The sequence below is a fragment of the Massilia aerilata genome (genome assembly GCF_042656905.1).
GTDB lineage: Bacteria > Pseudomonadota > Gammaproteobacteria > Burkholderiales > Burkholderiaceae_D > Telluria > Telluria aerilata.
Genome location: NZ_JBHSMZ010000026.1, coordinates 408,361 through 422,882 on the forward strand (window position 1 = coordinate 408,361; position 14,522 = coordinate 422,882).

Annotated in this window: 12 protein-coding genes; 11 read left to right on the plus strand and 1 reads right to left on the minus strand. The window is 62.4% G+C overall.

The genetic code is table 11. From position 1 onward, the window contains the following. The first annotated feature begins 8 nt into the window (after positions 1 to 8). The 10 genes from ACFPO9_RS27180 to ACFPO9_RS27225 all read left to right on the plus strand — a co-directional run bounded on the left by ACFPO9_RS27180 (position 9) and on the right by ACFPO9_RS27225 (position 12,548). Positions 9 to 1,073, plus strand: a complete 1,065-nt coding sequence (locus tag ACFPO9_RS27180; RefSeq protein ID WP_379777461.1) for a bifunctional UDP-4-keto-pentose/UDP-xylose synthase — start codon at positions 9 to 11, stop codon at positions 1,071 to 1,073. 315 nt (positions 1,074 to 1,388) lie between these two features. Then, a complete protein-coding gene (locus tag ACFPO9_RS27185) occupies positions 1,389 to 1,973 on the plus strand; it encodes a hypothetical protein (protein ID WP_379777463.1) in 585 nt (194 codons plus the stop codon). Between the two features lie 180 nt (positions 1,974 to 2,153). Further along, complete coding sequence (locus ACFPO9_RS27190; RefSeq protein ID WP_379777465.1) at positions 2,154 to 2,411, plus strand: hypothetical protein; 258 nt, start codon at positions 2,154 to 2,156, stop codon at positions 2,409 to 2,411. Positions 2,412 to 2,464: 53 nt separating this feature from the next. Further along, entirely contained in the window at positions 2,465 to 4,513 is a 2,049-nt protein-coding gene (locus ACFPO9_RS27195) for a M13 family metallopeptidase (protein ID WP_379777467.1), read from the plus strand. Positions 4,514 to 4,586: 73 nt separating this feature from the next. Further along, entirely contained in the window at positions 4,587 to 6,656 is a 2,070-nt protein-coding gene (locus ACFPO9_RS27200) for a M13 family metallopeptidase (protein ID WP_379777469.1), read from the plus strand. A gap of 258 nt (positions 6,657 to 6,914) precedes the next feature. After that, on the plus strand, positions 6,915 to 7,769 hold the full coding sequence (locus ACFPO9_RS27205; protein ID WP_379777471.1) for a polysaccharide deacetylase family protein: 855 nt from the start codon (positions 6,915 to 6,917) through the stop codon (positions 7,767 to 7,769). Between the two features lie 12 nt (positions 7,770 to 7,781). Then, positions 7,782 to 8,720: a GNAT family N-acetyltransferase gene (locus ACFPO9_RS27210; protein ID WP_379777473.1), complete on the plus strand. Its 939-nt coding sequence runs from the start codon at positions 7,782 to 7,784 to the stop codon at positions 8,718 to 8,720. Beyond that, positions 8,713 to 9,738 carry a GNAT family N-acetyltransferase gene (locus ACFPO9_RS27215; protein WP_379777475.1) on the plus strand — a complete coding sequence of 342 codons (1,026 nt, stop codon included), beginning with the start codon at positions 8,713 to 8,715 and terminating at the stop codon, positions 9,736 to 9,738. Before ACFPO9_RS27210 ends, ACFPO9_RS27215 begins: the two co-directional genes overlap by 8 nt. Before the next feature lies 1 nt (position 9,739). After that, positions 9,740 to 10,387: a GNAT family N-acetyltransferase gene (locus tag ACFPO9_RS27220; protein ID WP_379777477.1), complete on the plus strand. Its 648-nt coding sequence runs from the start codon at positions 9,740 to 9,742 to the stop codon at positions 10,385 to 10,387. Positions 10,388 to 10,481: 94 nt separating this feature from the next. Next, entirely contained in the window at positions 10,482 to 12,548 is a 2,067-nt protein-coding gene (locus ACFPO9_RS27225) for a M13 family metallopeptidase (RefSeq protein WP_379777479.1), read from the plus strand. A gap of 53 nt (positions 12,549 to 12,601) precedes the next feature. On the opposite strand, the gene ACFPO9_RS27230 is transcribed toward ACFPO9_RS27225, so the two are convergent. After that, entirely contained in the window at positions 12,602 to 13,771 is a 1,170-nt protein-coding gene (locus ACFPO9_RS27230; protein ID WP_379777481.1) for a right-handed parallel beta-helix repeat-containing protein, read from the minus strand. A gap of 464 nt (positions 13,772 to 14,235) precedes the next feature. Between ACFPO9_RS27230 and ACFPO9_RS27235 the strand changes: the two genes are divergently transcribed. Continuing rightward, on the plus strand, positions 14,236 to 14,502 hold the full coding sequence (locus tag ACFPO9_RS27235) for an acyl carrier protein (protein WP_379777483.1): 267 nt from the start codon (positions 14,236 to 14,238) through the stop codon (positions 14,500 to 14,502). Positions 14,503 to 14,522 lie beyond the last annotated feature (20 nt).

Consider the following 14,522-nt stretch of genomic DNA (forward strand, 5'->3'; position numbering starts at 1 on the left):
TATTTAAAATGAAGAAAGTCCTCATTCTCGGCGTCAACGGCTTTATCGGCCACCACCTGTCCAAGCGCATCCTCGAGACTACCGACTGGGAAGTCTACGGCATGGACATGAATTCCGAGCGCATCACGGAGCTTCTCGGCCATCCGCGCATGCATTTCTTCGAAGGCGATATCACGATCAACAAGGAGTGGGTCGAGTACCACGTCAAGAAGTGCGACGTGATCCTGCCGCTGGTCGCCATCGCGACCCCGTCGACCTATGTCCAGGCGCCGCTGAAGGTGTTCGAGCTGGACTTCGAGGCGAACCTGCCCATCGTGCGCTCGGCCGCCAAGTACAGGAAGCACCTGGTGTTCCCGTCGACCTCGGAAGTCTACGGCATGTGCCACGACGACGAATTCGACCCGGAGAACTCGGAGCTGGTCTATGGCCCGATCAACAAGCCGCGCTGGATCTACGCCTGCTCCAAGCAGCTGATGGACCGCGTGATCTGGGGCTACGGCATGGAAGGCCTGAACTTCACCCTGTTCCGCCCGTTCAACTGGATCGGCGCCGGCCTGGATTCGATCCACACCCCGAAAGAGGGTTCTTCGCGCGTGCTGACCCAGTTCCTGGGCCACATCGTGCGCGGCGAACCGATCCAGCTGGTCGACGGCGGCGCGCAGAAGCGCTCCTTCACCTATGTCGACGACGGTATCGACGCGCTGGTGCGCATCATCGACAACAAGGACGGCAAGGCCAGCGGCAAGATCTACAACATCGGCAATCCGTCGAACAATTACTCGATCCGCGAACTGGCCCACATGATGCTGGAACTGGCCGCCGAGTACCCGGAATACCGCGACACCGCCAAGCAGGTGCAGCTGGTCGAAACCAGTTCCGGCGCCTACTACGGCGCCGGCTACCAGGACGTGCAGAACCGCGTGCCGAAGATCGAAAACACGGTCTCGGAACTGGGCTGGGCGCCGCAGGTCAATATGCGCGATGCGCTGGCCAAGATCTTCGATTCCTACAAGGATAATCTGGTCGATGCGAAGGATCTGATTCCGGAGCGCCGCCAGCTGGCACGCGACTAAGACCCCGCTAGTTACAGTAACACCCCGTCATTCCCGCGCAGGCGGGAATCCAAGTTTGTTTGCAAATCGCAGAACTTGGATTCCCGCCTTCGCGGGAATGACGTTTTTTGGGGTTACGGTTTGATCGTCTTTACGATTTCCGCGAACTTGTAAATCCATGTATGGCCGCCGCCAGTGCGCCGTAAGTAATTGTAAGAATCAACACGAGAGAAAACCCCCGCGCCTATAGTTCTTATCAGTTTTTCTCTCTCTCCACTTCTTGAAGTGGTCTTTGCCCACGGTGCCCCCGTGGGCTTTTTTATGGTGACGATCCTTATGCCTACCCGCCTCCTTCGCGCCTGCCTGTTCGCCTGTGCCCTCGGCGCCGCAGGGTCGACGCTCGCCGTCCCGCTGATGGACATGCGCGCCGAAGACCTTGTGCCGATGGCGTCCGAATTCAAGAAGTCGCTGAACCTGAACGCCAACCAGCAGACCCTGTGGCAGCAGGTCGAAAGCCGCTCGCGCGCAGTGCTGCGCGAGCGCCAGCACCGCCGCGAGGCGCTGCAGGACAAGGCGAAAACGCTGCTGGCGAAGCCGGACGTCGAACTGCGCGAGCTGAACGCGCTGGTGGAAGCGGAAAGCGCGGCCGCTGTCCAGGAAGACAGGCAGCTGCGCGAACTCTGGCTGAGCGTGAACGATGCCCTCGACGATGCCCAGCGGCGCCAGGTGGCGGCCCTGGTGAACGAGCAGCTGCTGCGCGTGGTGCCTGAAGGGCGTCCAGGCGGCGAGCGGGGCGGCGAAAAGGGTGGCGAACGCGGCGGCCGCGGCATGGGCGGTCATGGCCGCGGCGGCATGGGCGGGCCCGGCGGTGGCATGGGAGGCATCGGTGGCAGCGCCGGCGGCATCAATATCGGCGGCTGAGAATTCACATGCAGTGCGGCTCGGCGCCAGCGATATTTCGTCGCTTTTTTGCCGGCCAGGCATACATACGATGTATCGTAAAGTAACATCAAGCACTTGACCCGCATCTTGGCTTTGCTTAACGGCTAGAATTTGGTCCAACCGGATGGCAACAGTCCGGGCAACCCATCAACGATAAGCATGAGCAAACTGATCCCGATGGCCTGCCTGGCCTTGCTGGGCACGGCGGGACAAGCATGGGCTTCCGCCCAGAAAGAGCAGGCTGCAGGCCGCACGCACCGGCGCCGTGCCGGTTCACTCCCAGTCTCCAGCAAGCCGCGTTTCCACGACACCGAGCCCAGCCTCGATACCGCCGGTACGGAGCGCCGCGACGTAAGCGCATGCATATTCCAGTGTAAATGCCAGACAACAGCCCGGTTTTGGCAGGCCGGGCTGTGATACATTTGCCGATGGCCACAAGCCGTTCTTATCCCTGCAACCAAGGACACCGCGTGAAACGTTACCTTCTGAGCACCCTGACCCTGTCCATGATGGCCGCCTTTGCCGGCGCCGCCGACAATGTCCATTCCGCTGCCGCCGGCACGACCTCCGGCATCGAGACGCAGTACATCGACCAGGGCGTGCGCGTCCAGGACGATTTCTTCGGCCACCTGAACGGCAAATGGCTGCAGACCACGGAAATCCCGTCGGACCGCACCAGCTGGGGCACCTTCATCGCGCTGCGCGACAGCACCCAGGGCCAGATCCGCGGCATCGTCGAAGCGGACCAGAAGAAGCCGGGCAAGAAGGCCGGCAGCGACGAGCAGAAGATCGGCGACCTGTACACCAGCTTCATGGACGAGAAGAAGCTCGAAACCCTCGCCGTCAAGCCGCTGGCCGGCGAGCTGAATCGCATCCGCGCGCTGAAGGACAAGAAAGGCGTGCCGGCCCTGGTGGCCCATTTGTCGCAGATCGGCGTGTCGGTCCCCTACGGCATCGGCGTGGCCCAGGATGCCAAGGAATCGACCAAGTACGCGACCTATATCCGCCAGGGCGGCCTCGGTCTGCCGGACCGCGACTACTACCTGAAGATGGATGACAAGCGCATGGCCGGCATCAAGGCCAAGTACGAGCAGCACGTCACCAACATGCTGGCGCTCAGCGGCGACAAGGATGCCGCCGCCAGGGCCAAGGCCATCGTCGCTTTCGAGACCGAGCTGGCCCAGGTGCAGTGGAACCGCGTCGACCTGCGCGACCCGAACAAGAGCTACAACAAGATGAGCGTGGACGAGCTGTCCAAGCTGACCCCGGACTACGACTGGAAGGCCGCGCTGGGCGCCGCCGGCATCGGCAACAAGGCGGACTACGTGATCGTCGGCCAGCCGAGCTACATCACCGGCTTCAACCAGGTGCTGGCCAAGACCGATCTCGAGACCGTGAAGTCGTATTTCCAGTGGCAGGTGCTGCGCGAGTTCTCGCCTTTCCTGTCGAAGGCCTTCGTCGACGAGCGCTTCGATTTCTATGGCAAGACCCTGTCGGGCGTGAAGGAAATGGAACCGCGCTGGAAGCGTGGCGTCAGCACCGTCGAAGGCGCGCTGGGCGAAGCCCTGGGCCGTGAATACACCGCCCAGTACTTCCCGCCGGAGCGCAAGGCCCGCATGGAAGAGCTGGTGAAGAACGTGCTCGCCGCCTACAAGGAATCGATCGACAAGCTCGATTGGATGGGTCCGGAGACCAAGAAGGAAGCGCAGGCCAAGCTGGCCAAGTTCAACCCGAAGATCGGCTACCCGAACAAGTGGCGCGACTACTCGAAGCTGGCGATCAAGAAGGATGACCTGATCGGCAACGTGATGCGCACCGCCACCTTCAGCTACAACCGCAACATCAGCAAGCTGGGCAAGCCGATCGACCGCGAAGAATGGGGCATGACGCCGCAGACCATCAACGCCTACTACAACTCGCGCCTGAACGAGATCGTGTTCCCGGCCGCGATCCTGCAGCCGCCGTTCTTCAACGCCGCCGCGGATGACGCGGTCAACTACGGCGCGATCGGCGCCGTGATCGGCCACGAGATCGGCCACGGCTTCGACGACAAGGGCAGCCAGTCGGACGGCGACGGCAACCTGCGCAACTGGTGGACCAAGGAAGACGAGGCCCGCTTCAAGGCCAAGACCGACATGCTGGTCAAGCAGTACGACGCCTTCGAGCCGGTGCCGGGCTACCACGTCAACGGCGCCCTGACCCTGGGCGAGAACATCGGCGACAACTCGGGTCTCGCCATCGCCTACAAGGCTTACAAGATCTCGCTGCACGGCCAGCCGGCCCCGGTGATCGACGGCCTGAGCGGCGACCAGCGCTTCTTCATGGGCTTCGGCCAGGTGTGGCGCTCGAAGATGCGCGACGAGGCGGCGATCAACCAGGTGAAAACCGATCCGCACTCGCCGGGCCAGTTCCGCGCCAACGGCACCCTGCGCAACCAGGCGGCTTTCTATGAAGCCTTCGGCGTCAAGGAAGGCGACAAGATGTACCTGAAGCCTGAAGAGCGCGTCACGATCTGGTAATACCAAGCGCCAGAACAGGGACGGCGGCGATCCCGTCGTCCCACCTACTGATAATACCGAGGGAGATGAAAGAATGAAGAAGCAGTATCTGTTGAGCGCCCTGACCCTGGCCCTGATCGCCAGCGTCAGCCACGCAGAAGGCAGCGGCGCCGCCGCCGCGAAAGCCACCGCCACCAAGGGCCAGACCCTGAGCGCCGGCATCGCCACCCAATACATCGAATCGTCCGTGCGTCCGCAAGACGATTTCTTCGAATACCTGAACGGCAAGTGGCTCAAGACCGTCGAGATCCCATCGGACAAGTCGAGCTGGGGCTCGTTCATGGAACTGCGCGAGAACACCCTGCCGCAGCTGCGCGGCATCATCGAGAACGTCGCCCAGAAAAACGCTGACAAGGGCACCGACGAACAGCGCATCGGCGACTTCTACGCCAGCTTCATGGACGAAGCGCGCCTGGAACAGCTGGGCGCGACTCCGCTGAAGGGTGAACTGGACAAGATCGCCGCGCTGAAGGACAAGTCCGAGCTGCCGGCCCTGCTGGCCCACCTGGGCAAGATCGGCGTGGGCGTGCCTTTCGACTTCGGCATCCACCAGGACAACAAGGATTCGACCAAGTATGTCGCCGACATCGGCCAGGGCGGCCTGGGCATGCCTGACCGCGATTACTACCTGAAGGCCGACGACGCCAAGCTGGCCGCCACCAAGGCCAAGTACCAGCAGCACGTCGAGAAGATGCTGAGCATGGCCGGCGACAAGAACGCCGCCGCGAATGCCAAGGCCATCGTCGACTTCGAGACCGAGATCGCCAAGGTGCAGTGGACCAAGGTCGAACTGCGCGACCCGATCAAGGCCTACAACAAGGTCAACCTGGGCGACCTGAACACGGTCGCCCCGGGCTTCGACTGGAAGACCTGGCTGGACACCACCGGCCTGTCGGGCAAGGCCACCTACGTGATCGTGGGCCAGCCGACCTACCTGAAGTCCTTCATGGAAGTCGCCAACAAGACCCCGATCGATACCTGGAAGGCCTACCTGTCGCTGCACCTGATCGAATCCTACGGCAGCTTCCTGTCGAAGAACTTCGTCGACGAGCGCTTCGACTTCTACGGCAAGACCCTGTCGGGCGTGAAGGAAATGGAACCGCGCTGGAAGCGTGGCGTGGGCGCAGTCGAGCGTTCGCAGGGCGAGGCGGTGGGCAAGCTGTACGTGGACAAGTACTTCTCGGCCGAGAAAAAAGCGCGCATGGAAGCGCTGGTGAAAAACCTGCTGGCCGCCTATAAGCAATCGATCGACAAGCTCGACTGGATGAGCCCGGCCACCAAGAAGGAAGCGCAAGCCAAGCTGGCCAAGTTCAACCCGAAGATCGGCTATCCGAACAAGTGGAAGGACTACTCCAAGCTGGAAGTCTCGCGTGACGACCTGGTCGGCAACGTGATGCGTTCGCGCGTGGTCGAAGCCGACCGCGAGATCAACAAGCTGGGCAAGCCGATCGACCGCGACGAATGGGGCATGACGCCGCAGACCATCAACGCCTACTACAACCCGGAGATGAACGAGATCGTGTTCCCGGCCGCGATCCTGCAGCCGCCGTTCTTCGACGCCAACGCCGATGACGCGGTCAACTACGGCGGCATCGGCGCCGTGATCGGCCACGAGATCAGCCACGGTTTCGACGACCAGGGCGCCCAGTACGACGGCGACGGCAACCTGCGCGACTGGTGGACCGCATCGGACCACAAGAACTTCAAGGCCAAGACCACCGCGCTGGTCAACCAGTACAACGCCTTTGAGCCGATCAAGGGCTACCACGTCAACGGCGAACTGACCCTGGGCGAGAACATCGCCGACAACTCGGGTCTCGCCATCGCCGCCAAGGCCTATCACATCTCGCTGAAGGGCAAGAAGGCGCCGGTGATCGACGGCATGACCGGCGACCAGCGCCTGTACGCGGGCTGGGCGCAGGTGTGGCGTTCGAAGATGCGCGAGCAGCAGCAGATCGTGCAAGTGAAGACCGACCCGCACTCGCCGGGCCAGTACCGCGCCAACGGCACCCTGCGCAACCAGCCGGGCTTCTACGAAGCCTTCAAGGTGAAGCAGGGCGACAAGATGTACCTGGCGCCGACCGAGCGCGTGATCATCTGGTAAGCACGTCGCTTTCGTGACGAATGAAGGGCCGCGGCATGCCGTGGCCTTTTTTCGCTCGTCGCATGGGAGCCGCGCACGGGACGAAATGTGTTGTAAGCATTTGCAATAATGTAAGATAATTTCAACTTATCAATTCACCTGGCTTCTAGCCTCTCAATGCAAGTTCACCTTACGTACGATGTTGAGATCTGGGCCAATAGCTGGACCGAGATGGATGCCAGTTTGCCCGAGGCATTTCGACGACTCACGTACGGCCCATTGCCGCGAGAGCGCGGCGCCCTGCCGCTCAATCTGCAGATTTTGCGTGACAACGGCCTGAGGGCGGTGTTCTTCGTCGAGCCCCTGTTTTCATACTACTATGGACTGGACGCCTTGCAGGAGCTCGTCGGCGTGATCATGGAAGGGGGCCAGGACGTGCAGATGCACATTCACCCGGAATGGCTGGATGTCTTACCGAACGAGATCGTCCCGCGCCGCAAGAACATGCAGATGCTGCACCGTTTTTCGCTGGACGAGCAAGAAGTCCTGCTGGAAGCCGCCGCCAGCCGCCTGGTCGAGGCCGGCGCACCGCGCCCGACCGCATTCCGCAGCGGAAACTACTCGGCTAACGCCGATACCTTGCGCGCACTGGCGCGCATCGGCGTCAAGGTCGACTCCAGCATCAACGCCTGCTTCGATTTCCCGTATCCCGACATGGGCGGCACGCGCCTGCTCTACCCCTCGTCGATGGAGAACATTGCCGAATATCCGGTTACCCTGTTCCGCGACGGTTTCGGACGGGTGCGCCCGATGCAGATCACCGCTTGCTCGATGTCGGAAATGGTGGAGGGCCTGAGCCGCGCACGCGACCAGGGCTTGCCGGCGGCAACGCTGGTGTCGCACAACTTCGAACTCCTGAGCGCCGACCGCCGTAGCGAAGACCGGATCGTCACGCGCCGCTTTGCCGGCCTATGCGAATGGCTGGGCCGCAATGTGGCGGAATTCCCGACCGCATCGTTCGACCCCTCCGTGGTGCCGGCAGTACCGCCGTCGGCCTGGGAGCTACCGCGGGTCTCGCCGCTGGCAACCGGGCAGCGCTACCTGGCTCAAGCGATGCGCCGGCTGGTGCATTAGAAAGTGGCAATAATGAGTCTCTGGCAAGTGCGTGACGTACCGTTCAAGTTCCAGCTGAGCGACTGGACCTTGTCCGAGGCGTCGATCCGCATGCAGCAGCGTTCGATCGGGCTGGCCGAGGCGGAAGATCCCGAGGCCATCGCCATTCCCGGCAAGGACCAGCTGGCGCCGGGTAGCCAAGGCTTCGCGCTACGCCGCCAACCGATCAAGGAAGCGCTGCCGCGCCTGGCGCGTACCGGCCCCTTCCTGCGCTACGTCCCCTTGCAGTACCAGCACTGCTACATCGACCTGAACACCTCCTTCGAGGAATACCAGAAGAAGTTCTCGTCCAAGACGCGCTCGACCATCAACCGCAAGATCCGTAAGTACACCGAACACTGCAACGGGACCCTGAAATGGCATTCCTACCGCAAGCCGGACGAGGTCCAGGCCTTCTTCGAGCTGGCGCGTGCGGTGTCGAAGTTGACCTACCAGGAAAAGCTGCTGGACGCCGGTCTGCCCGATACGCCCGAGTTCATGGAGCGCGCCCGTGCCCTGGCCGCTGAAGGGAAGATGCGCGCCTACATCTTGTTCGACGGCGAGCGGCCAGTCTCCTACCTCTACTGCCCGGTCCAGGACGAAGTCGCGATCTACGCCTTCCTGGGTTACGACCCGTCCTACATGCACCTGTCGGTCGGCACCGTGCTGCAGTGGCTGGCGCTGGAAGAGATGTTCAATGAAGGCGGCCTGCGCTACTTCGACTTCACTGAAGGCCAGTCCGACCACAAGCGCCTGTTTGCCACCCACCAGCGCCAGTGCGCCCACGTGTTCCTGGTCCGGCCCACGCTGCGCAATGCCGCCATTCTCCGCGGCCATGCGATGATGGACGAGTTCTCCGGCTGGCTGGGCCGGGTGCTGGACCGTTACGGCGTCAAGGCGAAAGTGCGGCGCCTGCTGCGCGGCCATGGCTGAGGGTCTCGACATGCCTGCCGAAGCGCTTGCGCGGCGCGGTTTTGTGCGTGCGCATACCGCTGCAGCTTGGGAACAGGCTTATTTGCCCGGCAATGGCTGGTGCGGTCCCCTGAAAGTGGTGCGCGGCGCGGGCGCCGAAGTGGCGTTCGCACGTAAGCGCGCGAGCAAGCTGGACCTCTGGGCGCTGGGCGGCTACTACTGGCCGTGGCGCGGCGTGGCCCTCGAAGCGGGCGCCGGCGAACAGTCGCTGATCGGGCTCGCCGATGAACTGACCAAGCGGCCGTGCGGCGCCATGCTGCGCATGGGACCGCTCATCGACGGCGACACGGACACCCAGGACTTCGTCAAGCTGCTGTGCGCGCGGGGCTGGCGCGGCCTGCGACAGGAAAGCGGGCAGGTGTTCGAACTGGCGCTGCCGGCCTCGATGGAAGCGCTGCAGGCCCAGGTCAGCGGCTCGTTATGGAAGAACATCGCCTACCAGCGCCGCCGTCTCGAGAAGCAGGGCGCGGTGACTGCCGAAAGGCACCGCCTCAGCGCAGCGCAGGCTATGCCGCTGCTGCAGCGCGCGGCGTTGGTCGAGCAGGCCTCCTGGGTCGCCCAGCAAGGAGAGGAAGTGAAACTCATGGGCGCGCAGAACCAGGCCTATTGGTCGCAGCTCGCGCAGCACGGCGACGAACCGAAGGTTGTGCTGTGGCTGCTGTCCTGGGGCGAGCGCGACATCGCCTTTTCGCTACACCTCGAACATGGGAAGACGATGTGCATCGTGGCCAACGGCTATGACGAGGCCTTGAAGGCGTCCAGCCCGGGCTCGCTGCTCTCGCTCGACATTTTCCGCGACGCGATCGCACGCGGCATGCGCCTGGTCGACTGGGGCCAGGGCGATTCCGGCTACAAGCAGCGCTGGGGCGCGCAGCCGGGCGCACGCATGGTGGACATGATCCTGTTCCGCCCGGGACTCGTCGGCGCCTTGGGCCACCGCCTACTCAAAAAGGTCTTGTCCAGCTGGGAAGCGCTCTAGCATGGCTGCGCTGTGGAAGCACGAACGGGTAGCGCTGCTGCGCGAACGCGGCGGCCTGCGCAGCCTGGGTTTCTGGCTGCTGCGCAGGGCGCTGGCGCTCGATGTCTACACGCTCTTTGCGCTGCCGCTACGTGACGCCGGCCCCGCTTTCCTGCCCGGCTGCACGCTGCTGCGGCTGGTCTCCGAGGACGACCTGGCGAACTGTCCCGGTAGCCTGCTCAAGCAGATCGGGCCGCATACCGGCATCGGTGTGGACAAGCTGATCGCGCAAGGCGGGCGGATCTACGCGCTGGTCGAAGACGGCGCCGTGCGCTCGCAGACCCGGATCGACGTCGGTGTCGCCCACACCGATACACCCTGCCCGCTCACGCTTGAGGTGGGACCGCATAACGCATTTCTGAGCTTCCTATACACGCACCCAAGCAGCCGGCGCGGCGGCTGGGCCAAGAAACTTCTGCTTGCTACCGCGTCCAGCATGGCGCAGGAAGGGCTGCACGTCTGCCTTTCGCACGTGCAGGCAACGAACTTGCGGTCGGTTAACACCTTCTTCAGCCTGGGCTGGCGGCATGCCGGCTGGCTGCTGGCCAGCCGCAGCGGGCGCTATCTCGGGACCCTCTGCGCTCACCCCACGCTGCGCGTGACACGCTAAGCATTTAGTAGCCTTGCACCACAAAAGCTCGCTGCGGAGAGTTTTTTATTGACGCTACAATAAGAACACGACAACACTGAAGGGACGTCCTATCATGAAACGCTTTGCATTGAGCGCGCTGAGCCTGGCGCTGGCCGCCTGCTTCGCGCACGCCGCGCCGGCGGCCAAATCCGCCAACGCGGCAACGTCCGCCTCCCGCCCGGTCCTTGCCAGCGGCATCGCCACCCAGTACATCGATCCCGCGGTGCGTCCGCAGAACGACTTCTTCGCCCACCTTAACGGCAAGTGGCTGCAGACCGTCGAAATCCCGGCCGACCAGGCCAGCTGGGGCTCCTTCGACCAGCTGTACGAGGATTCGCTGACCCAGCTACGCGGGATCATCGAGAAGGTCGCTGCGAAGGGCGGCGCCGGCGGTACCGACGAACAGCGTATCGGCGACTTCTACGCCAGCTTCATGGACGAGCCGCGCCTGGAACAGCTGGGCATCGCGCCGCTGAAGGGGGAACTCGAGCGCATCGCCGCACTGAAGGACAAGTCGGAACTGCCGGCGCTGCTGGCCCACCTGGGCAAGATCGGCGTCAACGTCCCCTTCGACTTCGGCATCCACCAGGACAACAAGGACTCCACCAAGTACGTGGCCGACATTGGCCAGGGCGGCCTGGCGATGCCGGACCGCGACTACTACCTGAAGGACGACGACGCCAAGCTGGCCGACGCCAAGGCGAAATATGAGCAGCACGTCGAGCGCACGCTGGCGCTGGCCGGCAACGGCCGCGCCGTGTTCGATGCGCGCTCCATCGTCGGCTTCGAGACCGAGATCGCGAAGATCCAGTGGACCAAGGTCGAGCTGCGCGATCCGATCAAGGCCTACAACAAGGTGAACCTGGCCGACCTCGACAAGCTGGCGCCCGGCTACGGCTGGAAGTCCTGGCTGGACGCCGCCGGCCTGTCCGGCAAGACGACTTACGTCATCGTCGGCCAGCCGAGCTACCTGAAAGCCTTCGTCGAGCTGTCGAACAAGACTTCGCTCGATACCTGGAAGGCCTACCTGTCGATGCACCTGGTCGACGCCTATGCCGGCTACCTGTCGAAGGCCTACGTCGACGAGCGCTTCGGCTTCTATGGCAAGACCCTGTCCGGCACCCCGGAACTGGAACCGCGCTGGAAGCGTGGCGTGGGCGCGGTCGAGCGGGCGCAGGGCGAGGCGCTGGGCAAGCTGTATGTGGCCGAGTACTTCCCGCCGGAGAGAAAAGCGCGCATGGAAGCGCTGGTGAAGAACCTGCTGGCCGCCTATAAACAGTCGATCGACAAGCTCGATTGGATGAGCCCCGCCACCAGGAAGGAAGCGCAGGCCAAGCTGGCCAAGTTCACCCCGAAGATCGGCTACCCGAACAAGTGGAAGGACTACTCGAAGCTGGTGGTGAAGCGCGAGGACCTGGTCGGCAATGTGATGCGCGCGCGCGTGGTCGCCGCCGACCGCGAGATCGACAAGCTGGGCAAACCCATCGACCGCGACGAATGGGGCATGACGCCGCAGACGGTGAACGCCTATTACAACCCGGAGATGAACGAGATCGTGTTCCCGGCCGCGATCCTGCAGCCGCCTTTCTTCGATGCGAATGCGGACGACGCCGTGAACTACGGCGGCATCGGCGCCGTGATCGGCCACGAGATCAGCCACGGCTTCGACGACCAGGGCGCGCAATATGACGGCAACGGCAACCTGCGCGACTGGTGGAGCAAGGCCGACCACAAGAACTTCAAGGCCAAGACCGCGATGCTGGTGAACCAGTACAACGCCTTCGAGCCGCTGCCGGGCTACCACGTGAATGGCGAGCTGACCCTGGGCGAGAACATCGCCGACAACTCCGGCCTGGCGATCGCCACCAAGGCTTATAAAATCTCGCTGAAGGGGAAGAAGGCGCCGGTCATCGACGGCTACACCGGCGAGCAGCGCCTGTACATGGGCTGGGCCCAGGTGTGGCGCGCCAAGATGCGCGAGCAGCAAACCATCGCGCAGATCAAGGCCGACCCGCACTCGCCGGACGCCTTCCGCGCCAACGGCACGCTGCGCAACCAGCCGGGCTTTTATGAAGCCTTCGGCGTCAAGCCGGGAGACAAGATGTACCTGGCGCCGAAGGAGCGGGTGATTATCTGGTAAGCACGCCAGCGCAGTCGTCGTAAAAAGGGCCGCATTGCGCGGCCCTTGTCGTTCTACTGCGCCTCGTAGGCGCCGATGTCGAGATTACCGAGCACCGGGCGCGCCACACCGGACGCGGTGTGCTTGTACTGCGCGACCGGCTTGAGCGACACGCCGCTGCTCGAGGTGCCCGGAGTTGAACCGGCGTTGGTCACCAGCGTGTTGGCCAGCGGACGCAGGTCCCAGGCCGAGCGGCTCACGAAGCCCGGCGACACCGAACGGTAGTTGGTCTTCTGGACCGCGCTGGTTTGGGTGCTCAGGGTGCCGGTGCCGCCGAAGATATTGTTCTGCAGCAGGGCCGGGGTGGTGACGCCCGAACCGATCTGGACGAAGGTGCCGCGCGAGCTGTCGTCGTTCAGGAAGGTGTTGTTCACCACGTACAGGTCCTTGCCCGGATTGCTGGCGCCTTCTTCACCGTAGGCCAGCATGCTCGGGTTGCTGTGGCTTGCCGGCTGCTGAATCACGTTGCCGATCACATACGAGGTGCCGGCGTTCGGAAGGTCGATCTCATAGCTCGGCTTGCCGATTGCAGTGCTGCCCGCGACACCGGACGAGAAGCGGTTGTACACGATCGTGTTGACGCGTGCGCGCGACTTCAGGTTGTGGCCGACATTCGCATCGTGCGAGTAGTTGTAGCGGAAGGTCAGGCTGCCGACGTTGCCGATATACAGGTTGTGGCTGTAGCCGTCGCCGTAGCCGTTGTGGCCGAACTCGGTGTACTCGATCAGGACGTTACTGGCCGTGTTCACGCCGCTCAGAATGCCGTTCTCGTTATCGTGCAGGAAAGAATTACGCAGCGTGAAGTTAGTGCCTTCCAGGCGCAAGGCGGCGCCGTTCTTGTCGGCGACCTTGGCGCCATACATCTCGACGTTATCGACGGTGACGTTGCTGCCGGAGACGACCCAAATCCCTTTGCCCATGGCGTTCTTGCCGTTGGCATTGATCTTCGGGCGGCCGTTGACGCCGCGGATGGTGATGTTGCTGGCGTAGATGCCGCAGACGTCGCCACTATAGGTCGTGTTGCCGGTGATTTCGACCACGTCGCCGCTTTTCGCAACGACGATGGCCTTGCAAGGGGTGGCGTAGGTTTTGCCCGGACCCACCGACAAGGTGGCGGCCGAAGCGGAAGAGGCGAATGCCAGGCCGAGTAGGGCGGCCGGGACGAAGATGGAACGACCTTGCATGTGTTTCCTCATGGTCCAAGAAAGAGAGTCCGTTCCCGAAGTCAATGCTTATCGGAAACGCGAAACCCCAAGCCTAACGAACAAATTGTGACGAGGAAAGTAACCATGTGTAACAAGATTGCTGACTAAATGTTATTTTTTTCAGGAATCTGTCTATGAAGAATGTGAATTTTTACCTGCAGAAAACTGTTACAGAAAAAATTCAAGTAAGGGCATAAATGCGACATGCGGTTACAAGAATTCATGTAGAAAAGCCTGGCTAGTGAGATCAGGCCTTGCCTTGGCCGCCTCATGACAGCTTTTAACGCGTCTTGGAACAGGCTGAATTGGCGTGTACGCAACAGGTCACAGAGGAGATAACAATTTATAATAGCTAGAAATCAATTTTTTTAGCTAGAGTTGCAGCTGCATGCTTCCTTGTCGTGCGCAAGCTCGCTTTTGTTTCTTCCAATCTCAAATCACCCATGACCACTGCCTCCTTCCCAACCGATTCCGCATCGATCTACGCTACCCTGACCGAAATTCTGCGCGACACCTTTGACAACGATGATTTGGTGGCGGCGCCGGCAATGACTGCGGCCCAGGTAGAAGGCTGGGACAGCATGGGCAACGTGCGCCTCTTCCTGTCGATCGAGCAGGAGTTTGGTGTGCGTTTCAATGCCAGCGAAATCAGCGGTATCAAGAATGTTGGCGAACTCGTCGCACTATTACAGCAAAAAGCCGGCGCTTAACGCTGTCTGAACCACTTTCC

Coding starts and splice junctions, on each gene's coding strand:
- ACFPO9_RS27180 (WP_379777461.1), top strand. CDS start 9: ATGAAGAAAGTCCTCATTCTCGGCGTCAACGGCTTTATCGGCCACCAC.
- ACFPO9_RS27185 (WP_379777463.1), top strand. CDS start 1,389: ATGCCTACCCGCCTCCTTCGCGCCTGCCTGTTCGCCTGTGCCCTCGGC.
- ACFPO9_RS27190 (WP_379777465.1), top strand. CDS start 2,154: ATGAGCAAACTGATCCCGATGGCCTGCCTGGCCTTGCTGGGCACGGCG.
- ACFPO9_RS27200 (WP_379777469.1), top strand. CDS start 4,587: ATGAAGAAGCAGTATCTGTTGAGCGCCCTGACCCTGGCCCTGATCGCC.
- ACFPO9_RS27210 (WP_379777473.1), top strand. CDS start 7,782: ATGAGTCTCTGGCAAGTGCGTGACGTACCGTTCAAGTTCCAGCTGAGC.
- ACFPO9_RS27215 (WP_379777475.1), top strand. CDS start 8,713: ATGGCTGAGGGTCTCGACATGCCTGCCGAAGCGCTTGCGCGGCGCGGT.
- ACFPO9_RS27220 (WP_379777477.1), top strand. CDS start 9,740: ATGGCTGCGCTGTGGAAGCACGAACGGGTAGCGCTGCTGCGCGAACGC.
- ACFPO9_RS27225 (WP_379777479.1), top strand. CDS start 10,482: ATGAAACGCTTTGCATTGAGCGCGCTGAGCCTGGCGCTGGCCGCCTGC.
- ACFPO9_RS27230 (WP_379777481.1), bottom strand. CDS start 13,771: ATGCAAGGTCGTTCCATCTTCGTCCCGGCCGCCCTACTCGGCCTGGCA.
- ACFPO9_RS27235 (WP_379777483.1), top strand. CDS start 14,236: ATGACCACTGCCTCCTTCCCAACCGATTCCGCATCGATCTACGCTACC.